Here is a 21,795-nt window from a genome sequence, read left to right as displayed (position 1 = left end):
AGCAATTATGGAATGTACTAAATACAGTGCCGGTGACTATAAGAACGGACAATCGGTGCGCTGGTGTGCCGGATGCGGTGACCATGCCATTCTCAATGTACTCCACAAGGCGATGGCTGAGGTCGGGGTGCCCCCTCACATGACGGCGGTTATCTCCGGAATCGGATGCAGCTCGCGTCTGCCTTATTATATGAACACTTACGGCTTCCACACCATCCACGGACGTGCGGCGGCTGTGGCAACCGGTTTCAAGGTGGCAAATCCTGAAATGACTGTGTGGCAGGTGTCGGGTGATGGCGACGGTCTTGCAATCGGCGGCAACCATTTCATCCATGCCGTGAGGCGTAATATCGACATCAACCTGCTCCTTTTCAACAACAAGATATACGGATTGACCAAGGGTCAGTATTCTCCTACGAGCGACCGCGGATTTGTCAGCAAGTCGTCGCCTTACGGCACCACTGAAGATCCCTTTATCCCCGCCGAGCTTGTCTTTGGCGCCCGTGGCAACTTCTTTGCCCGCTCGATAGATGTAGACCTGCCCACTGCCCAGGAAGTAATGGTGGCGGCTGCCCGCCACAAAGGCACCTCTGTGGTAGAAATGCTTCAAAACTGCGTAATCTTCAACAACGGAATCCATAACCACATCACTGACCGTGAATTTCGCGAGGAGCGCACAATCCATCTGCGTCACGGAGAGAAAATGCTCTTCGGCAAAAACAAGGAAAAGGGTCTTGTGCGCGACGGATTTCTCTTGAAAGCCGTGGAGATAGGTAAAGATGGCTATACGATTGACGATGTAGTCGTTCACGACGCCCACACACCGAGCAACTTCCTGCATCAGCAGCTCGCCATGATGGACGGATATTCACTCCCCTTGGCTGTCGGTGTCATCCGTGATGTTGAGAGTCCGGTCTACAATGAGGAAGTCGACCGCCAGATAGAGGAGGTGAGAGCCAAGAAAGGATTCTCAACCCTCCGCGACATGATACTCGCCGGCGAGCACTGGGTAGTCAAATAAACATATCCTCACAATACCTCGTCAGGGCTGACTCCATCCGGAGCCGGCCCTGCTTGCTTATATATGTATATGCACGGCAATAATGCGCAGCAATTGATTTTTTGTCGTTTTTTGTCCTCGTTAACATTCTCGGATAATAGCCCTGATTTCCAATAAAATTCGTAACTTTGCTAAATGAAATCCGAGCTGAAGAAATACGACAATATCAACGCTGATGACGCTCAGTTTATCAGCGAAATAAAGGCTATAGTATATACCGCCAAACAAAAGGCATATCAGGCCGCCGACTTATACCAAGTAGTCAGCAACTGGCTTGTCGGAAAAAGAATTGTCAAACAGGAGCAGCATGGCCGGGAGCGCGCTGAATATGGCAAACGAATCATAGAACTTGCATCGGAGGCGTTGACGGCAGAGTTCGGAAAGGGATATTCTGTTGTAAATATAAAGAGTTTCAGGAAGTTCTATCTGACATTCAATAACTTGCTAATTGGGCAGACACCGTCTGCCCAATCCGAAAACGGCCTTACCATAAAAGGGCAGTCAGTGTCTGCCGAATTGGAGTTAGCAAAAATGCTCCCCTACAATTTGTCTTGGTCACATTATGAACGGCTGATGAGAATCAAGATTAAGCCCTTGCATTTCCTGCATTATTCGCATTTTGGAGAATCATGAGATTGCACAATTTCCATAAAACTTTTATAGCAACATTAGCGATGTTTTTGCTGTTAGTGGCCTGTAACAGTGGCCATAATGCTGAAATATATCGTGGATTACAAAGGGCAGAGGATTTAATATCAGAGGATAAAAAAGATGAGGCGCTTACACAACTTTTTGATCTTGAGAATAATCTCGATGTAACGACGCCCGACACGTTGAAATATAAGGTGTTGTCACGTATCGGAAGTATATATTATTCTGACTTCAAAAAGGATAAGGCTGATGACTATTTTAAGAAGGCATTGGCTGTCGCACGTGAATGCGGCAAGGAATATGAGAGTACTGCGCTGTGGAACAGGTGTCTGACTATATCCGACAATGATTCGATTTTGATTTATCTTAAGGAATGTCAGGATATAAGCCATGTCTCCGGATTAAGATATACCGAAGTCATGGCGGGAATTAATCTTGCAAGCGCATACATCCAGATCGGAAATATGGATGAAGCGCATGAGATACTTGACAATATGGATCGTGCTGTTGGCAGTGATAGCGTACTAAAAATTGAATTGACAAACGCCAGATTGAATTATCTTATTGGTAGTAAGAACTTTGATGAGGCAAAAGAAATGCTTGAAGAGCAGAGTGTAATAAATTTGAATTTATATGGTCGGCTTTCTCGATATCGTAATTTATATGCCATTGAAATAGGGGAAGGAAGGTACGGGTTTGCTCTTGAATATCGTGATTCGATTGACGAAATAAAGAACAAGATTGATTCGATAAGTCTTGATGAAAAACTATCAAAAACAGAGCTGGAGTTTACATCTAAACTTGATAAAGAGAAGAGGAATAGAGAGATTACCGTCATAATCGGCTTATGTGTCATCATTATATTATCGGTATTCCTTTTTGCAGGAGTTAAGCGCAAGCTTATGATGAGGAAGCAGATTGAGTTGAACGAACAAATATTAAAGCTAAATCTTAGAATAGCTCAGCTTACAGAATCTCATAATGAAGGCGACACACCTGCCAACGAAGTGAATGCCGATGTTCAGCCCGAGATTGTTGAAAAGTTGAGGCTGAACAAGGAACTGTTCATACGGAAGCCGATATATAGTCGCTTGAAACAACTGAACCTGAAACGTGATTCTGATGCAATAGCTAAAACTGCAGTCAAGGAGATTCTGGAAGGAGTTATCGGGCAGTTTGCAGATGTATGTTCAAACCTCCGGCAACTATATCCGGGCATGACATCTGATGATGTATTGTATTGCTCTATAATCTATGTCGGATTCTCGAAAGAGGTAGCATCTGTGGCTTTCGGGTCAAGCGAGGATGCACTCCGACGGCGCAAGAGCAGAATCAAACAAAAGCTTCCTCAAGCTGTTTTTGATGCCATTTTTGGGACAAAAGCGTGACATTCGACTTGTGTCACACTATTGTCCGACTTGATATATAGACGGTTATGGCTGTCCGTGTTAACTTTGCGGCAGAAACAAAAAGCGTTTATATATGGAAAGAATCATACTGATTATATCGTTCCTGCTTGCAATGCCCATAGGCATCTACGCACAGGATTCTCTTGATTCCCTTCTTATAAATATGGGTCTTGATGAGGTTGTTGTGACCGCCCAAAGAAAGTTCACCAAACCTACGGCTCGCGGTCTGAAAGTGTCTATGTTCGGCAATCCTCTTTCAAAAATTGGGAGCGCCACAGACGCAATTATGCAGATGCCACTTATCGACGGCTCGGCAGGTAGTATTTCTGTTCTCGGTAAAGGTGCTCCCGTGATATATATCAACGGGAGGAAAATGATGAGTTCATTTGAATTGAACATTCTGAAATCTTCTGACCTCGCATCAGTGGAAATCATCACTAATCCGTCCGCTGAATATGGACCGGACGCATCTGCTGTAATCCTCATTAAAACAAAACAACCACTCGCCGGATTATATGTTTCCGGCAAAGGAAATGTGACAGTCTCAGAAGAATGGTCGGAATCAGCCGAAGCCAATCTTCAATATCATAACGATAACGGATTGACGGTTTTTGGTGACATCTCATATGGATGGAATGGCTTTAAGCAGAAGCGACATTATGCAGAAATATTCAAAAGAACCTTAGATGCTGAGGAAACCTTTACAACACTCTCTGATGAAACGGCAAAGAAGCGTAGTAAATCGTTGACAGCAGACGGTGGCTTAAACTATGACTTCGGTGAAAACTCAGCCGGCATAAAGTATATCTTCAGCCGCACACCTAAAAGTAAATTTACCACTGAGGGCAATTCTTCAACCGATGCGCTGCCAATAAGTGACATTACATCGACAACATCACTTGATGCTAAGACTTTCGACCATTATATCAATGCCTTTGGCGATTTCAAACTGCCACTGTCTATCGGTTTGCGCGCAGATTTTGACTATCTGTTCGGAAAAAATATATCATGTTGGGATGCAAAGGAGGAAGAAACCGGAAGAATCATAACAAACAGTAATAAGTCGAATCACGATTATTTTGGTGCCAAACTGAGAATAGATAGAAAATTCAGCGACATCGAGGTCGAGGCTGGAGCGGAATATGCCTATACAAAAAATGACCAATACTTTACAAGTCATGGAATATCTGATATGTTTCCAATGTCTTCATCTGATATAGTCCGTCAGAATCTGCAAGCATATTTTGTTTCGTTTGATTGGGGCATAAGTCCAAAATGGAACATTTACGGAGGTGTCCGATATGAAGCCATCGATTCGCGTTATTGGAGAAATGAGACTCTTGACGATAATCTTTCAAGGAAATACCATGATTTTCTTCCCAATTTGGGATTTCAGTTCAAATCGCCTGTGAATTTAACAATATATTACAGAGCTAAAGTCAGCCGTCCGTCATATTCATTGCTTGATAACAATTTTGCATATGTCACACCAACACTATGGGAAACAGGCAATCCGGAATTAGTTGCTTCAAAAACCCACAATATAGGTGTTTCATTATACTACCGAAATTTTATCTTTCAAGGGACATATATACGTTCTGAAAATGCAATCGGAAGTGTATATCAATATGATGCCGGACTTAATGCAAATGTAAGAACCAATGTCAATCTACCGGACTATGATACATGGCAGTTTGTCGCTTCACAAGGATTTAATATCAAGTTCTGGCATCCGACTATTCAAGGCGTGTTATTGCTTCAAAATTTGAAATACGGTAACCCAATCAGGAAATATAATAAACCGTTCTATCAGTTATCCTTGAATAATAGATTCGATTTGCCTGCGGGAATCTATGCCTATCTATCAGCGTTTTATCTTGGAACCGGCAATACATCCACCACATATTCCTGCGGGACATGGCAAATGGCATTGACACTAAGCAAAAGTTATCGAAATTGGACTTTTACACTTTCAGCCAATGACATCTTCGGAACGTGGAAGCAAAAATTTGATACTTATTCCAATACAGTAGACTATAAATCTGTCATAAAGGGAGCTTCGCAATATGTGTCGCTTACTATTCGATATACAGTTAATGCTGCCAAGGGTAAGTACAAAGGTAAAGCCGTGCGAGAAGATGAAATCAACCGACTATAAAATAAAACAGCTTAATCATACAAAGACAGTCAATCCCGGCAGTGATGTCGGGGTTGACTGTCTTCGAGTTATCACGAATTATTCATATCCCCGAAGATGCCAAGCCGGAACTCACCGAAGACTACGAAATAGTATGTTTTGGCTATATTTTGTGCTTTGCCAAAACATATTACTTGCTTTATATTGCAACGCATTCCGGATTAAGTAATAATCTGATATTTGTTACTTTAAAAACTTGCAAATTCATACACAAAACAATATATTTGCGAAAAACCAACTTATCACATCATGAAAACGCCTCTCTTCTCTTCCAGACACAACCACTGTTACCCTTACGGACTGACGTTTGCCGACGCGTGGAAAGGCGCCTCGGTGCAGCCCTACAAGTTCGGGGGCAAGGAGCTGGACGCCATGTACGGGCTCAACATATATGACTTCCATGCACGCACCCAGACACCCTACCTCTTCTGCGCCAACAACCCCATCAACAACACCGACCCAACCGGAATGGAAGTATGGTTCAACGACTTCATGTACACTCCCGGATGTGAATACTTCGGTGACGCCAAGATATACCTTAACCAGGCATTGGACAGAAATGGTTTTATCTCCGCTGTAGCCCACGAATCGATGCACGTCGGACAGTTCCTTAACGGACAAGGTGGACGCGCAATATTTAACGAGGTAGAAGCCTACGCATTTGAAGCAGCTACGTCATTAATAAGTTTTGACTTAGAAACGCCTTTTAATTCTGGAGCTTTGTCGGGTGAGAATAGATACGTGAATTCAATGAATCAATTACTGTCGGGCTATTCTAAAGAACACTTTACAAATGCCATGTTTGTCTTTACGAGAGAAGCAAGTGCCAATAATAGTGGAATATATGATTCCTATTCATTTATGCCAAATAGCCGTCAATTATATCATAATAATATAAAGTCAATACTTTTAAAATATTCACCATGGTAAGATTGATAGTTGTGTCATTAATATTATTTAAGTGTATCTTGGCGTCTTATTGCCAACAAGATGATTCTGCGATATTGTGTGAGCAAATTGCAGGTAAAAAATCAACGATAACGGATACTATGAATTCTACCGATAGCATATATCGAGTTGTTTGGCAGGAATTTTATGATTAGGAGGGAACACGCAAGATGGGAGCATCCAATATGAAATTGATTATTTATACAAAAATGAATGAAATAATAAGAGTGGTATATATATATGATGAAAAAACAAATTTTGAAAAAACGACAATCCACCAACAGGATATTTCAACTGAGACCAAACTGAGAATTGATTCTATTGTAGCACGTGAGTATGCCAGATGTCTTAATTGGCGTAAACAGATGAATGTACCAGCCGTCATTAAGAAAAGGGCACAATGCACACTTAACGAATTTGAACATGCCGGAGTAATTGGGCTATCCTTTTATTATGACGTTGTCCCCATAAAAAACAGTTGTAATGATACCCACCCCTAATAAATTACCGTTATTATATGTTCAACTTTTTTCTCCAATACTGCGAAAATGAATGAATTCTGCGCCAACGACCCCGTCAACAACACCGACCCGACAGGAATGGAAGTATGGTTCAACGACTTCATGTACACCCCCGAATGTGAATACTTTGGTGACGCCAAGATATACCTTAACCAGGCATTGGACAGAAATGGTTTTATCTCCGCTATAGTCCACGAATCGATGCACGTCGGACAGTTCCTTAACGGACAAGGTGGACGCGCAATATTCAATGAAGTAGAAGCCTACGCGTTTGAAGCAGCAATCAGCATTAATGCCAATGAACTTTCCGATAACCTTATGTTTTCATCGGGAGCAATGGTAGGTGAAAATAATATCTTTGGAAGGTTATATCATGATGCAATTTCATCACTCAGCACAAGATACTCTTATTATAAGAATATTCTTGGCATTATTTCTTTTAAAGAAGGAGCTGCTGCAAATAATAGCAGGATATATGATTCTTATCCCGACTATTTAAAATCCCAGCCACTACTGACCTCATTATTAACAAAGTACTCACCATGGATAAATTCAAAATAATAATATTTCTAATACATTGTGCCTTACTGAATGTCTCATGCTCAATGAATAGACCATCAGATAATACATCTGATTATGGGCAAAATGAATACGGAATTATGTATTCCCATGCTGACTTAAATGAAATTTATAATAATGCAGCAGATTCAATAATGTCGCATAAAAGATTTCATGTATGTATAGACTCTTTTCCTGAAGAAATCAATGGTAACATTACTGTTATATGCGAAGTTTGCCTTGACAGCAATCTTTATGTTTTGAATAAGGCTCTTGTTATTCGCTATAAAAGCTATGAGGAGAAAAAAGATTGTGAAAACGATAAAATATTGACTCCTACATATAGAAAGCTATATTCTTCACAAGAAGAGTTTACTGACAGTATTTTAGACCATGTAAACAATTTATCTCTACTAAATAGCGGTCGCCTCCATTATGTTGATGCCGCAAAACAATATGTATTTACTTTTGTATATTATCTCGTCGATTGCCATGGATAATATTTTTCGAATACTCAATACCAGGCTACGCCGTGACACACTCGACTTATCCTGCCCGGTGGTCTACGAGAACGGGGCGGTCAAGCGGGTGATTTAATTATAATTATTTTAGTATAACTAATCATTTAAATTTGTAGTATATGAAACGATTATTGGTATTGATTTTGGTTATGGCGGCGATGATGCCGGTGTGTGTCAGCGCGCAGCGTCGAGCAAAGGCTGCCGTGCCGCCGCTTAAAGAAATAGTCAAGGAGGTTTTTGTCAAGGAATTTGGAATGGGAAAACCTAAAACAGTCAGAATCACCCAGATGTATGATGCGTTGACCAAATCCAATATCCTTGAGCTGGCCGACACCAAAAACCGTCCGGACACACTATATATCACTTTCACGATGCCCAGTGATGGTGATATCAGTGGCGTTGGAGTGTGGCACAAAGGAGGGAAAGAATATCGGAGTAAATTGGAGGAAGACACAACTTACGTTTACGGACGGCTCCGTGAACGCTACGAGAGACGCAATATCAATTGGTATTATAAGAATTCATATGTCGTGATTGAACCATTATGGTTTGAAAGCAAACCAAGTGATAGAATAATATCCGATTTAGTTTATTCCTGGGATAAAACAAGGTTTGACAACTATTTCAAGGAAATGTTCGGAAAAGTCTATGATGAAGACAGTGACACCTTTATCCGAATAATCCGGAATCGTGACAGTTACAGTTTTGACAGCTACACAGGTTATTACCGCAAATTCATCCACACATATTAGACTCCGTTCCCCAATATTTGTTAACGCTGCCACGGACGCTCTTTAGCAGCTCCGGCGCTGTCGCTCGAGATGCTTGACGTCATGGAATCCGCGGGTCACACTCGCGGAGCGCAATATTACTCTTGCCGCTACTGTGAAATAAGTGTAATATTCTTGTTTTGTAGGTTGGGATTGTGTAAATTTGCACGATAGCATAACCAAATACTTAACTATATATGGCACAAAAACCGTTTGTATATCAGGAACCGTTTCCGATGTCGGCTGACACTACGGAATATTATCATCTTACTTCCGACTACGTGAAGGTTGAAAATTGGAACGGACACGAAATGCTTGTCGTTGATCCGGAGGCTCTGAGGGTGCTTGCCCGCCAGGCTACCCACGACAACTCTTTCATGCTCCGTCGTGAGCATAACGCTATGGTGGCAAAGATACTCAGTGACCCTGAGGCGAGTGAAAATGACAAGTTTGTGGCTCTTACGATGCTCCGCAACGCGGAAATCGCCGCAAAAGGTCAGCTTCCTTTCTGCCAGGACACCGGTACTGCGATTGTCATCGGTAAGAAGGGTCAGAATGTTTACACCGGCGGCGGTGACGAGGAGCAGCTGTCACACGGTGTCTATGACACTTACACCGGCTGCAACCTGCGCTATTCGCAGAATGCCCCGCTCAATATGTATGACGAGGTTAACACCGGCTGCAATCTTCCCGCCCAGATTGACCTCTACGCTGTAGACGGCAATGAATACAAATTTCTCTTTGTCGCAAAGGGTGGCGGCTCGGCAAACAAGACTTATCTCTATCAGGAGACCAAGGCGCTTCTTAATCCTGAGAAGCTCGTGCCCTTCCTCGTTGAGAAGATGAAGTCGCTCGGAACGGCTGCATGTCCGCCTTACCATATTGCGTTTGTCATCGGCGGAACATCGGCTGAAATGAACCTTGCCACAGTCAAGAAGGCTTCGGTTAAGTATTATGACAATCTTCCTACGACAGGAAATGAGTATGGTCGCGCTTTCCGTGACGTGGAGCTTGAGAAGACGCTCCTCAAGGAAGCGCAGAATATCGGTCTTGGCGCACAGTTTGGCGGCAAGTATTTTGCCCATGACATCCGCGTCATCCGCCTGCCGCGTCACGGTGCTTCGTGTCCCGTCGGTCTCGGTGTGAGCTGTTCTGCCGACCGTAATGTGAAAGCCAAGATTAACAAGGACGGACTCTGGATTGAAAAACTCGACACCAACCCCGGTGAACTTATTCCCGACGAGCTGCGCAAGCAGGGCGAAGGTAATGTAGTGAAGATTGACCTTAACCGCCCGATGCCTGAGATACTCGCTGAATTGACCAAGTATCCCGTGTCGACCCGTCTCTCGCTTAACGGTACAATCGTGGTGGGTCGTGACATCGCGCATGCGAAGATTAAAGAGCGCCTTGACCGCGGAGAGGCAATGCCCGATTATCTGAAGGATCATCCTATCTATTATGCAGGACCGGCAAAGACTCCGGAGGGCATGCCTTCAGGCTCATTCGGCCCTACCACCGCCGGACGTATGGACTCTTATGTCGACCAGTTCCAGGCAGCAGGCGGTTCAATGGTGATGATAGCCAAGGGCAACCGCAGCAAGCAGGTTACCGACGCTTGCCACAAGCATGGAGGTTTCTATCTCGGCAGCATCGGCGGTCCCGCAGCAATCCTCGCTTACAACAGCATCAAGAAAGTCGAGTGTCTTGAATATCCCGAACTCGGCATGGAGGCTATCTGGAAAATCGAGGTTGAGGATTTCCCCGCGTTTATCCTCGTAGATGACAAGGGCAATGATTTCTTCACTCAGATTGCCGAGCGTTGCAACGGCTGTCCCGTAGCGAAATAACTATCCCGTAAACGCTTTACGCTGATATAAAAAATAGCGGCATCGCCTGACTTCCGGTGATGCCGCTATTACTTTATGACTGTAGGTCGTTAACTCAGCAGGTCGCCGATTTCTGCCACAGAGGCTGTCGCCGACTGGTCGGGATGACACGGCACGACCGACACATACCCGCGGTCGGTCCAATAGAGGTCGGTCTCGGGGTTGTCGGGCTCTTCGTTATGAAATCTGCCGGTCAGCCAGTAAAACGGTTTGCCGTGGGGGTCGGTATAGTCGGCATATTCCTCGGTCCAGTATCCCCTGGCGGCGCGTGCGACTTTTATGCCACATACCTTCTCACACTTGGGTATGTTGACATTCAGGCATATGTCGGCAGGCAGTCCCCGCTCAATCACGCGGGAAGTTATAGTCTTTACCGTCTCATCACAGCAGGTCATGTCGCTCCCCTGGTCATGGGAGTGGTAGGAATAACCGATTGACGGGATTCCGAGCATACATCCTTCCAATACCGCACCCATCGTGCCGGAATATATTATCGAGTTGCCTGAGTTTGACCCGTGGTTTATGCCCGAGAGTATCAGGTCGGGGCGGCGGGTGACGATTGCGTGCATGCCGAGTTTTATGCAGTCAACGGGCGTGCCGTTGACCGAATACATCTTTGCTCCGTTATAGTCGGCGTGAGAAGTTATCTGCAATACCTTGTTGACCGATATTGCCGATGACTGTCCCGAGTGGGGGGAATCAGGCGCCACGACCACGATTTCACCCATCTCCCTGACGTAGTTGACAAGCTCATGGATGCCCGGCGCGTCTATGCCGTCATCGTTGGTGATCAATATGAGCGGCTTATCTGTCTTTGCCATGAATTATCTGATTTTGGTGGTTACTAAATAAAGAATACAGTCACAAAGATAAGAAAATAAGATGACTTTCGCTCCGTCGCGACGGTCTCTTTACCGAATATTCCGGCGTGGCGTTATTAACACAAACGGTCAGTTATCAACATTTAACGCAAAATGATACCTTTGATTTTGGCGGTTATTGAAGATTAATAATTATCTTTGCGTAGTCAATTGTAACTGCTTATGGGTAAAATTATTGCAATAGCCAATCAGAAGGGCGGGGTAGGTAAGACGACTACTACCATAAACCTTGCGGCATCGCTCGCAAATCAAGGTAAGAAAGTGCTCATCATCGATGCCGACCCTCAGGCAAACGCCACTTCAGGATACGGTATCGATCCGCGCTCCATGTCTTCGTCCATTTACGAGTGTCTTGTCGACAATTACCCTGTCGACGGTTCTCAGGTGGCTACATGTGTCGACGGGCTTGACCTTGTCGGCTCGCGCATCGACCTTGCCGGAGCGGAGCTGGAGCTTGTCAGCAAGCCCGACAGGGAGAGGATACTGCTTAACGTGCTCACTCCGGTAGCTGAAAAATATGACTATATACTGATCGACTGTTCGCCTTCGCTCGGGCTTATTACCGTAAACGCGCTTACTGCCGCCGACTCGGTGATAATACCTGTCCAGGCTGAATACTTCGCGCTTGAAGGCATAAGCAAGCTTCTCAACACTATACGTATAATAAAGTCGAAGCTCAACCCCCATCTGGAAATCGAGGGATTTCTCCTCACGATGTATGACGCGCGCCTGCGTCTCGCCAATCAGATTTATGAAGAGCTGAAAGGTCACTTCGGCGACATGGTGTTCAACACTGTTATTCCGCGAAACATCAGGCTCAGCGAGGCGCCCTCCCACGGACTGCCGGCGCTGCTTTATGACCCGGAAAGCCGCGGTGCAACAAGCCATACAATGCTTGCCAAGGAGCTTATCGCAAAACACAGACGTGCAGCGGTTCATGCCGAATAACCTCATAACAACCTAAAAAACTATCTATGGCTTCTATCAAACGTAACGCACTCGGTCGTGGGCTTGACTCTCTTATCCCTATGGATGACGTGCCTGCGCGTGGTTCTTCCGCTATCAACGACATCGACCTGCAGTATATCTCGCCCAACCCTGACCAGCCGCGTACCTCTTTTGACGAGGAGGCTCTTGACGAGCTTGCCGCCTCAATCAGGGAACTCGGTATAATACAGCCCCTCTCTCTAAGAAAGACAGGCGACAACGCATATCAGATAATCGCCGGAGAGCGACGCTATCGTGCGGCGCTGAGGGCGGGGCTTACATCGGTGCCCGCCTATATACGTACAGCCAATGACAGCGAGCTTACCGAGATGGCGCTTATCGAGAATATACAGCGCGAGGATCTAAATGCAATCGAGATAGCCCTTACGTTCAAGAAGCTGATTGACCAGTATAATCTTACTCAGGAACGCCTGAGCGAGCGCATAGGAAAAAAGCGTGCTACGGTGGCAAATTTCCTTCGCCTGCTGAAGCTTCCTGCCGAGGTGCAGCTCGGGTTGCGCGACAAGCGTGTGGACATGGGGCATGCACGTGCGTTGCTTACCATAAATCAGCCGTCGCTTCAGTTGAAACTGTATAATGAGATTATAAAGCACGGGCTTTCTGTAAGAAAAGTCGAGGAGCTGGCAAAAGCTTACCAGCTTGCGGCTGAAAACGGTACCGAACCTGAAAAGCCCAAGACTACGACGATGACCAATAAGGATTTTGACATCCTTAAAAAGCATCTTTCAGCGTCGTTCCGCACCAAGGTTCAGTTTACCTGCAACCCTCAGGGAAAAGGAAAAATCACCTTCCCGTTTAAAAATGAAGAGGAACTTGTCCAATTAATTGCTATCTTTGATACGATAAAACACTCCGAGGGCTGACACGCGTCGGTCACGGAGTGGCTTCTTATGCTGTTTAATATAACGTGACTTTTTGAAAGTCAGTGAATTATCTAATGAAAAGAACAAAGGAAAACGGTAGTACGTCTAATTTAAGTTTCACGACGCGGGTCGTGATTGTAGCGCTTACATTCGTAATCGCGTTTCCTTTTAACATTTTTTCAGCAATAAGCGGATATACCTCCTATGAGGTGCCCGACGGTTCTGTGCCCCCCCCTGATTACGGCACCTTGATTGCTTTACCCGACATTGCGGCTGCTGATTCAGCCGCCACTGATTCAGCCGCGGTTATGAGCCGTCTTGACCCGTCGGCACTCGATGCATTTCCCGACTCTATTTATCTTTCGGTTCCGGAGGACACCCCGGCTTTTGTTACAGAAGATTCCATTTCAGTCAAGGGCGACAGCATCGTGACTACTGTTGTCGGGGAGGTGCCTGTCGACACGGTCGTGCATCAGTATGTCGACACGGTGTTTGTCGGTGACGATTTCGATCCCGACTACATGGTAAGGGATTTTAACCCCAACCCTACCCGCGCTGTATGGCTCAGTGCGTTATGTCCGGGTCTGGGACAGCTATATAATCGCCGATACTGGAAGCTGCCTATCGTCATCGGCGGTTTCATGGGGCTTGCCTACGCCACTGACTGGAACAACCGTATGCTTGACGATTACACCCAGGCTTACAGGGACTTGATGGACAATGACCCGTCAACTAACAGTTACATGGACTTTTACCCTCCCAACACCAAGGAGGAGAGCCTTAACCGCACATGGCTTGAAAAGACTTTCAAGTCAAAAAAAGACTTTTACCGACGTAACCGAGACCTCTGTATCATATGCATGATAGGAGTCTATCTTGTAGCGATGGTCGACGCTTATGTCGATGCTTCGCTCGCCCATTTTGATATCTCGCCCGACTTGTCGATGGAGGTGCATCCGACAGTGATAAAGGATTCACGAGTGTCGGGCAATCCCGGCATAGGGCTTCAGTGGGCGCTGAATTTTTAATATTCATTCTCTCTAATAAAATAGACCGGTCAATGAAAAAATTAGTAACTCTCTTTATTGCAGGATGTGCGGCAGTGGCTGCTGTCGCCGCGCCCTCAATACTTACTCTCAAACAGTCGATAACCGACAATTCAATCATTTATCCGGAAAGCTTCGAGACCGATACCCATAAGATGATGCAGAACTGGTATCTGCAGAATTACATGGTATTGAACACCAACTATTCAAAGGTGCCGGTCATAGATGCTTCCGATGAGGTGTATATCAAGAGGCTCAGTCAGATGCCTACCGTAATCGAGATGCCCTACAATCAGATTGTGCGCTCTTACATCAACATGTACACTCAGCGACGCCGTGAACTCGTAGAAAGTATGCTCGGTATGAGCCTGTATTATATGCCTATCTTTGAACAGGCTCTTGAACGCCACGGACTCCCTCTTGAACTGCGCTATCTTCCCGTTATAGAGTCGGCGCTGAATCCTGATGCGGTGTCGCGCGTGGGCGCTACCGGATTGTGGCAGTTCATGCTTCCTACTGCGAGGGGGCTTGGTCTTGAAATCAACTCGCTTGTCGATGAGCGTCGTGACCCCTATGCGTCATCGGAGGCTGCGGCAAAGTATCTCAAGCAGCTGTATGAAATGTACAATGACTGGTCGCTTGCGATAGCCGCCTACAACTGCGGTCCCGGCAATGTCAACAAGGCATTGCGGCGTGCCGGCGGAGAAAACAAGGACTTCTGGAGCATTTATTATTTCCTTCCGCAGGAAACACGCGGATATGTGCCGGCGTTTATTGCCGCCAACTATGTCATGACCTATTATAATCAGCACAATATCAGCCCGGCGCTTGCCAAACGCCCTATAATAACCGACTCCATACATGTCAACAAGCGTGTCCACTTCAATCAGGTGGCGTCGGTTCTCGATATACCGGTCGAGGAGCTGCGCGTGCTGAATCCCCAGTATCGTAAGGATATAATTCCAGGTGACATCCGTCCTTATTCACTTGTATTGCCCTCGATGCAGGTTTACAGCTACATCATGAGCGAGGACAGCATAATAAGCCACGATGCGTCGCTATATGCCCAGCGCACTGTTGTCGAGCCTACTCCGCTCGATTATGTCGACCCTAATATGGAATACACCACCAAGCTTGTCGTCAAGCGTCACAAGGTGAAGCGAGGTGAGACTTTATCAAAGATTGCCGCTAAATATGGCGTGACGGTCGGCGAAATCAAGAAGTGGAACGGAATGAGGAAAAATACTGTCGCGCGAGGCAAGGTGTTGAAGATAAATACTTATCAGAGAGTTGCCACCGGAAAGAAAAAGACCGTGGAACAGCCCGAAGCCGTTGCTGTCGCTCAGGTAGCTGACTCTGCTGCTGTTGCTGTAGTGGCTGCTGATTCTTCAGCGATAAAGGAGGTAGCGGCTACACCTGCTCCTAAAGTGGAGCCGGTAAAGGCTGCCCCCAAGGCAAAGCAGGCGGCGCCTGCGCAAAAATACAGGTATCACACTGTGAAGAAGGGTGAGAGCCTTTCGACTATTGCGCGTCGTTACAAGGGAGTCTCGATTGCCGACATCCAGCGTGCCAACAGCATAAAGGGTTCCAATATCCGTGCGGGGCAAAAACTCAAGATTCCCCACATTTGATATATAGGCTGATTCAGCCGATCCGCAATCATTATCTACATAATTTTCGACTTTAAATTACCGATGAAAAAAGTATATTTGTCTGCTCTGGCGGCAATTGCAGCTGTCAGTGCCACTGCGGTAAATCCGTTGTGGCTTCGTGATGTAAAGATTTCGCCCGATGGCAATTATATTGCTTTCACCTATAAGGGTGACATATATAAGGTAGCCGCCGGGGGCGGTACGGCGGTACGGCTTACCGCAACCCCGTCGCTTGAATCGGAGCCTGTATGGTCGCCCGACGGCTCTAAGATAGCATTTGCCTCCGACCGTAATGGCGGTCAGGATATATATGTCATGTCGTCGGATGGCGGCGATTTGCGCCGTCTCACTTTTCATTCGGCATCGGAGACACCCGAGGCATTTTCACCCGACGGCAGATATGTGGTGTTTTCGGCGGCGTTGCAGGACCCTGCCGAGAGTGTGCTTTTCCCTTCGGGACGTCTGCCGGAATTGTACCGTATCCCTGTCGATGGCGGTCGTCAGGAGATGGTAATCGCTTCTCCGGCAAAGAGCCTCAGCTACTCGCCCGACGGGAAGTTTTTCCTCTACCAGGATCAGAAAGGCTTTGAGGACCAGTGGCGCAAACATCACACATCTTCCGTGACTCGCGACATATGGATGTATGACACCGCTGCGGGAAGTCACCGTAATCTCACATCCCATGCCGGAGAGGACCTTAATCCGGTAATCTCCACCGACGGCAAGACAGTGTATTTCCTGAGCGAGCGCGACGGCAAGACATTTAATGTATATTCTTTGTCGCTTGACAATCCTGCATCGGTAAGGCAGCTTACTGATTTTACGGTTCACCCTGTAAGATTTCTGTCGCGTGGAGCCAACGGGCGTATCGCCTTTACCTATGACGGCGAGATATACACCATGACCGATGGCGGCTCAAAGCCCGAGAAAGTGGCGATAGACATTGTTGACAGCGATGAAAATGTCATACAGAAAAAGTCGGTAAGCCGCTCCAATGGCGCCACTGTCTCTCACGACGGCAAGCAGATAGCGTTTACTGACCGCGGCGAGCTGTTTGTGACTTCCGTGGATTACAAAACGACTAAACAGATTACCAACACTCCTGCGGCGGAGAAACAGATAACCTGGGCTCCGGGCAACCGCGCACTGGTCTATGTAAGCGAGCGCGACGGACTGCCTGCGCTTTACCGTGCGATAATAGGGCGTGACGATGACCTTAATTTCCCTAATGCCACGGTTATTGACGAGCATCGTCTGCTGCCTCTCGACTCGGTTGAGCGCACTTATCCGCAATACTCGCCCGACGGCTCGGAACTCGCTTTTATCGCCGACCGAAACAAGCTGATGGTAATGGATGTGGCTACCAAGAAGGTAAGGCAGATTACCGACGGTTCGACTTACGCTGAACGCAATGGCGGCTTTGAATACTCTTGGTCGCCTGACGGAAAATGGATTGTCATGGAGCTTACCAATAACGGTCACGAGCCTTATTCCGATATCGCTGTTGTCAACACGACCGGCACTCCCAAGGTCACCAATATCACGCTCTCTTCCTATTTCGACATGCAGCCACGATGGGTGCTTGACGGTAATGCAGTCGCTTTCCTTTCTGACAGGTATGGAATGCGCAGCCATGCTTCATGGGGCTCGCTTAACGACGTCATGCTTGTCTTTATGAATCAGGATGCCTACGACAAGTATTGCCTCTCCAAGGAGGATTACGAGCTGCGTAAGGAACTCGAGAAGCAGCAGAAAGAGCGTAAGCAGAAGAGCGAAACAAAGAAAAATGACAAGAAAGGTAAAAAAGACGCTGAAAAAAATAAGGACGATGACACGGAAGGCGTGAAGGATATAAAGGTTGAGCTTGACGGTATTCGCGACCGTATCGTGCGTGTCACTCCTAACTCGTCGGATATAGCTGACTTTGTAATCACAAAGGATGGCGAGGATCTGTATTATCTTTCGGCATTTGAACAGGGCTATGACCTCTGGTCAATGAATCTTCGCAAACGTGACCCCGGTATTGTCGACAAACTTGATGCAGGCATGTTGTGGTTTGAGATGGATGATGCGGGCGACAACCTCTTCCTCTTAGGCCCCGACAAACTATCGAAAATGAACTTTTCGAGCAAAAATATCAAGCCGGTGACTTACTCGGCGCGTATGGACATAAACCCGGCAGCTGAGCGTGAATACATGTTTGATTACGTGAAGCGCGAGGCTAAGGAGCGTTTTTATACAGTCGACATGCACGGTGTTGACTGGGAGGCTATGACCGCTGCCTACCGGCGTTTCCTTCCCCACATTAATAATAACCATGATTTTGCCGAACTGCTGAGCGAGCTGCTCGGTGAACTCAACGCATCACATACAGGCGGACGCTATCGCGGTTCTGGTGCGGTTGACCTCACGGCTTCACTCGGTCTGTTGTATGACTGGACCTATACGGGTCCCGGACTGAAAGTGACAGAGGTAGTAGAGGGCGGACCATTTGACAATGCACTGAGCGATGTCGCCCCCGGGGTGATTATTGAAAAAATCAACGGTGCCGAGATTGGAGATTCAGCCGACTACACGTCTCTTTTCAATAACCTGCGTGGGAAAAAGACACTTGTATCAATTTCCGATCCTGCTTCCGGCAAGCGTTGGGAAGAGGTAGTGCTGCCCGTCGGTGCGGGTGACATGAGCGAGCTTCTGTATAAGCGCTGGGTCAAACGCCGTGCCGCCGATGTCGACCGATGGTCTGACGGCAGGCTCGGATATGTTCATATCGAGTCGATGGACGATGAAAGCTACCGCACGATATACACTGACCTGCTCGGCAAGTATGTCGACAAGGAGGGTATCGTTATCGATACCCGATGGAACGGCGGCGGCCGTCTGCATGAAGATATAGAGGTGCTTTTCAGCGGCGACAAGTATCTTACTCAGGTGATAAGGGGTGTCGACGTATGTGACATGCCGAGCCGTCGCTGGAACAAGCCGAGTATCATGGTACAGTGTGAGGCTAACTACAGTAACGCCCACGGCACCCCCTGGGTCTACAAGCATAAGAAGCTTGGCAAGCTTGTGGGAATGCCTGTCCCGGGAACTATGACAAGTGTAAACTGGATTACACTTCAGGATCCGTCGCTTGTGTTTGGGGTGCCTGTAATCGGTTACCGTACCGCAGAAGGAAACTATCTTGAGAACTCGCAGCTTGAACCTGACATCAAGGTGGCAAATGATCCTTCCGATGCTGTCGCCGGTGAGGATGCTCAGCTTCACCGTGCAGTAAAGGAATTGCTTGACTCGTTGAAGTAGGAAGTTTTCAAAGCCGATAAATAACAATCGTGGCTGTGTCATTGAATATCTTGACACAGCCACGATTGTTGTTATCCTTGCTTTGCGGATTATCAGAAGTTATATCCGAGAGTGAAAGTCCATGCCTTGTTGTGTCCATTTACCTGCTTTATCGCCTCCGGATCATTCTTGAGGATGTTTTTACAGCTGAAATTGTAGTGTGCGCCTATATAATAGTGCTGCATTACAAGAAATCCAAGTCCGAATTTCAGACCCCAGTCCGAGCGTTTTGCAAATCCTTTGTCGCCGAAATAGTCGCCTTTGCTTTCATAGGCGACAACCTCGTGTCCGTTGTCGGTGTACTCCGATTGAAAAAGCGTGTACTTGCATTTTCCCCCGAATCCTGTTGCAAAATAAGGTCCGAGGTCTATCTGGGCCTGGGCAAGCTCTGCGACGCCGAGACGGAATGACAGCAACAGGGGGATTTCAAAGTAATATGCTCCCCAGTGTCCGTCTATCGCCTGCAGGGTGTTTTCGTTGAGCAGATAGTGAAAGTCACTGTTGCGCGACTTGAAATAGACACCCGACTGGATGGCGAGGAAATTTTTCAGGTTTATATCCACTGCCGCACCGATAGTGAATCCCGGTTTCCACTGTGTGTGGTTCCATGCTATCTGTGGAAAAGCCTCGTCATAGTTGGTAGTGAGGTTGGAGGTGTTGAAACCTACGCGAATACCCGCCTGTACTACTTTAGCCGGAGTGCCGTGGTCAATCAGTGTCTGAGCCTGAGAGGTCAGTGTCGCGGTAAATAGAGTAATAACCGCGACTGTTGATGTCAATAATTTTTTCATATTCTTGTTGTTCAGTTTATTCTTAAAAATTCTTTTAACTGGCGGTTGATTGCCGCCATGCCCGTCTTGGAAGGATGCCCCATGCGCTTGTCTATCGCTTCAAGTTCAAGCACCGGGATATTGGACTTGTTACACTCTTCCAGGATTATCTCCCTTATCTCGCCGTTTATCTCGTCGTTGAGGATAAAGTAGACTTTTGCATCAGGATAGGTTGTCTTCAGTCCGCTTGTCAGTTCAGTCATTGCCGGATAAAAGGCATACAGGGGGTCGGTCATGGTGCTGTCGGCTTCAATCGGCACGTTTGCCCATAAATCGTTGGTGGCGCCAAACACGAGTATGATGTCGGGGTCGCCGAGATATTTCATGCGGGTTATGAAGGAGCGTCCCGAATAGTCTTCGCCGTTATAGCCGGTGTGACATATGGTAGAGCCTGAGAAGGAGTTGTTTTGGATGAGTTCAAGACCGGTGTCGTGGATGAATTGCTGCCACCATGTGTCGTTGACGTCGTTGACATCGGTGCGTTCAGGCTTGTTTTCATTTGCGAAGTACCACACATAGTTTGTATCGGGTTGTACGTGGCGTTCAAATGTCGAGTAGGAGTCGCCGAGTATAGATACTTTGTAGGATGGTTTTGCTGCGTTGCCTGCTATTGCCGCTATGGCAAGAGATGCGATTAACAGATACTTTTTCATAGACTGATAGATGTAAATTTCGCTAAAATTAGACAAAATTACACGACGGTGCAATATCCACAGGAAGATTATGCCAAATAAATGAACATTTAAGACAGTGTAGACTGATAGAGGCGCTGATAGAGGCGCGATAGCCGATTTCGGTCAATGACCGTGATGGAGTTGGCAAAGGATGGTATTTTTTGTAATTTTGCACTCAGAAAGGAATTATATTAATGATAAAATCAGTAAGTCTACCGTCTAAAATTCAGGTTATTCAATTTCTTTGGCAACACATTCTTCTGCTCGTGTCGCTCTATATCATGACCCTCGGTGTTGCCCTTTGTGTACGTTCCAATCTCGGAAGCAGTGTGATTTCATCCTTGCCGATGTCGTTTTCAATCGCAGGTCAGGAAGGCTTGGCGCCTCCGCTGAGTATCGGAGGATACACCAATATAATGAACATGATTCTTGTCGTAGGGCAGATTCTTGTATTGCGCAGGCGTTTTGAGGCTGTACAGTTGTTTCAGTTGCTTATCGGTTTTGTTTTTGGTGCGCTGATCGATGTCAACATGTATCTCACTTCGTTTATGGTATGTGATGAGCTGCCGTCGCAGCTTATCGCGCAGTTCCTTGGCTGTACGGTCATGGCGGCGGGCATAGCGCTTGAGGTACGCTGCGGGTCGGTTACGATGCCCGGCGAGGGATTCCCTGTGGCGATAAGCCGCATTACGGGCATCCCGTTTCCTAAGGTGAAGATAGTTGTCGATGTCACGCTTGTGGTGCTTGCCGTGGTCAGCTGCTATTGGTTTTGGGGATGCTGGCAATGGAACATAATCGGAATAGGTACCCTCTTCGCGATGTTTTATGTGGGATATGTGGTGAAGATGCTAAGTCCGAGAATGGGATGGTTTGACCGGCTTCTTGGCTATCGACCCGGTTTCAGAAGATACATCTATGGTCTTGCACGATATATCTATACGAAGGTTCATTGATAACAGAAAATGACAGAGGGGCATG

General features: G+C 46.6%; 19 protein-coding genes. 16 read left to right on the top strand and 3 right to left on the bottom strand.

The window, feature by feature from the left end; all coding sequences use genetic code 11:
* Nucleotides 1–7 precede the first annotated feature (7 nt).
* The 10 genes from E4T81_RS12965 to E4T81_RS12920 all read left to right on the top strand — a co-directional run bounded on the left by E4T81_RS12965 (nt 8) and on the right by E4T81_RS12920 (nt 10,482).
* Complete coding sequence (locus E4T81_RS12965) at nt 8–1,021, top strand: 2-oxoacid:ferredoxin oxidoreductase subunit beta (RefSeq protein WP_135045251.1); 1,014 nt, start codon at nt 8–10, stop codon at nt 1,019–1,021.
* A 174-nt stretch (nt 1,022–1,195) separates the two neighbouring features.
* A complete protein-coding gene (locus E4T81_RS12960; protein ID WP_135045249.1) occupies nt 1,196–1,693 on the top strand; it encodes a DUF1016 N-terminal domain-containing protein in 498 nt (165 codons plus the stop codon).
* Between the two features lie 41 nt (nt 1,694–1,734).
* Nucleotides 1,735–3,099: a hypothetical protein gene (locus E4T81_RS12955; RefSeq protein WP_209308199.1), complete on the top strand. Its 1,365-nt coding sequence runs from the start codon at nt 1,735–1,737 to the stop codon at nt 3,097–3,099.
* 94 nt (nt 3,100–3,193) lie between these two features.
* The gene (locus tag E4T81_RS12950) at nt 3,194–5,278 is read left to right on the top strand and encodes an outer membrane beta-barrel family protein (protein WP_135045244.1); all 2,085 of its coding nucleotides are present in this window, start codon (nt 3,194–3,196) and stop codon (nt 5,276–5,278) included.
* 288 nt (nt 5,279–5,566) lie between these two features.
* Nucleotides 5,567–6,247, top strand: a complete 681-nt coding sequence (locus tag E4T81_RS12945; protein ID WP_135045242.1) for a hypothetical protein — start codon at nt 5,567–5,569, stop codon at nt 6,245–6,247.
* Between the two features lie 203 nt (nt 6,248–6,450).
* A complete protein-coding gene (locus E4T81_RS12940; protein WP_167761909.1) occupies nt 6,451–6,765 on the top strand; it encodes a hypothetical protein in 315 nt (104 codons plus the stop codon).
* A 48-nt stretch (nt 6,766–6,813) separates the two neighbouring features.
* Entirely contained in the window at nt 6,814–7,347 is a 534-nt protein-coding gene (locus E4T81_RS12935) for a hypothetical protein (RefSeq protein WP_135045238.1), read from the top strand.
* Nucleotides 7,329–7,844, top strand: a complete 516-nt coding sequence (locus E4T81_RS12930; RefSeq protein ID WP_209308198.1) for a hypothetical protein — start codon at nt 7,329–7,331, stop codon at nt 7,842–7,844. Before E4T81_RS12935 ends, E4T81_RS12930 begins: the two co-directional genes overlap by 19 nt.
* Nucleotides 7,845–7,984: 140 nt before the next feature.
* Nucleotides 7,985–8,617, top strand: a complete 633-nt coding sequence (locus E4T81_RS12925; protein WP_135045234.1) for a hypothetical protein — start codon at nt 7,985–7,987, stop codon at nt 8,615–8,617.
* A gap of 215 nt (nt 8,618–8,832) precedes the next feature.
* The gene (locus tag E4T81_RS12920) at nt 8,833–10,482 is read left to right on the top strand and encodes a fumarate hydratase (protein WP_135045232.1); all 1,650 of its coding nucleotides are present in this window, start codon (nt 8,833–8,835) and stop codon (nt 10,480–10,482) included.
* An 89-nt stretch (nt 10,483–10,571) separates the two neighbouring features.
* Here E4T81_RS12920 and surE read toward each other — a convergent pair whose 3' ends face one another.
* Nucleotides 10,572–11,342 carry a 5'/3'-nucleotidase SurE gene (surE, locus tag E4T81_RS12915; protein ID WP_135045230.1) on the bottom strand — a complete coding sequence of 257 codons (771 nt, stop codon included), beginning with the start codon at nt 11,340–11,342 and terminating at the stop codon, nt 10,572–10,574.
* 222 nt (nt 11,343–11,564) lie between these two features.
* On the opposite strand from surE, the gene E4T81_RS12910 reads away from it, so the two are divergent.
* The 5 genes from E4T81_RS12910 (at nt 11,565) to E4T81_RS12890 (ending at nt 19,274) form a co-directional block, all read left to right on the top strand.
* A complete protein-coding gene (locus E4T81_RS12910; RefSeq protein ID WP_135045228.1) occupies nt 11,565–12,350 on the top strand; it encodes a ParA family protein in 786 nt (261 codons plus the stop codon).
* A gap of 26 nt (nt 12,351–12,376) precedes the next feature.
* Complete coding sequence (locus E4T81_RS12905; RefSeq protein WP_135045226.1) at nt 12,377–13,273, top strand: ParB/RepB/Spo0J family partition protein; 897 nt, start codon at nt 12,377–12,379, stop codon at nt 13,271–13,273.
* Between the two features lie 74 nt (nt 13,274–13,347).
* Nucleotides 13,348–14,301 carry a DUF5683 domain-containing protein gene (locus tag E4T81_RS12900; RefSeq protein ID WP_135045224.1) on the top strand — a complete coding sequence of 318 codons (954 nt, stop codon included), beginning with the start codon at nt 13,348–13,350 and terminating at the stop codon, nt 14,299–14,301.
* Between the two features lie 32 nt (nt 14,302–14,333).
* Nucleotides 14,334–15,950 (top strand): lytic transglycosylase domain-containing protein, encoded by a 1,617-nt coding sequence (locus tag E4T81_RS12895; protein ID WP_245207080.1) that lies wholly within the window; start codon nt 14,334–14,336, stop codon nt 15,948–15,950.
* 63 nt (nt 15,951–16,013) lie between these two features.
* A complete protein-coding gene (locus E4T81_RS12890; RefSeq protein WP_135045222.1) occupies nt 16,014–19,274 on the top strand; it encodes a S41 family peptidase in 3,261 nt (1,086 codons plus the stop codon).
* Nucleotides 19,275–19,366: 92 nt separating this feature from the next.
* Here the strand turns inward: E4T81_RS12890 and E4T81_RS12885 are convergent, their stop codons facing one another.
* Together E4T81_RS12885 and E4T81_RS12880 are read right to left on the bottom strand one after the other, a co-directional pair.
* Nucleotides 19,367–20,104, bottom strand: a complete 738-nt coding sequence (locus E4T81_RS12885) for a porin family protein (RefSeq protein ID WP_135045220.1) — start codon at nt 20,102–20,104, stop codon at nt 19,367–19,369.
* An 11-nt stretch (nt 20,105–20,115) separates the two neighbouring features.
* A complete protein-coding gene (locus E4T81_RS12880) occupies nt 20,116–20,796 on the bottom strand; it encodes an SGNH/GDSL hydrolase family protein (protein WP_135045218.1) in 681 nt (226 codons plus the stop codon).
* 215 nt (nt 20,797–21,011) lie between these two features.
* On the opposite strand from E4T81_RS12880, the gene E4T81_RS12875 reads away from it, so the two are divergent.
* A complete protein-coding gene (locus E4T81_RS12875; RefSeq protein WP_135045216.1) occupies nt 21,012–21,770 on the top strand; it encodes a YitT family protein in 759 nt (252 codons plus the stop codon).
* Nucleotides 21,771–21,795 lie beyond the last annotated feature (25 nt).

Source organism: Barnesiella sp. WM24, from assembly GCF_004570975.1.
Taxonomy (GTDB): domain Bacteria; phylum Bacteroidota; class Bacteroidia; order Bacteroidales; family Muribaculaceae; genus Muribaculum.
This window is presented reverse-complemented; position numbering and strand designations above follow the sequence as displayed.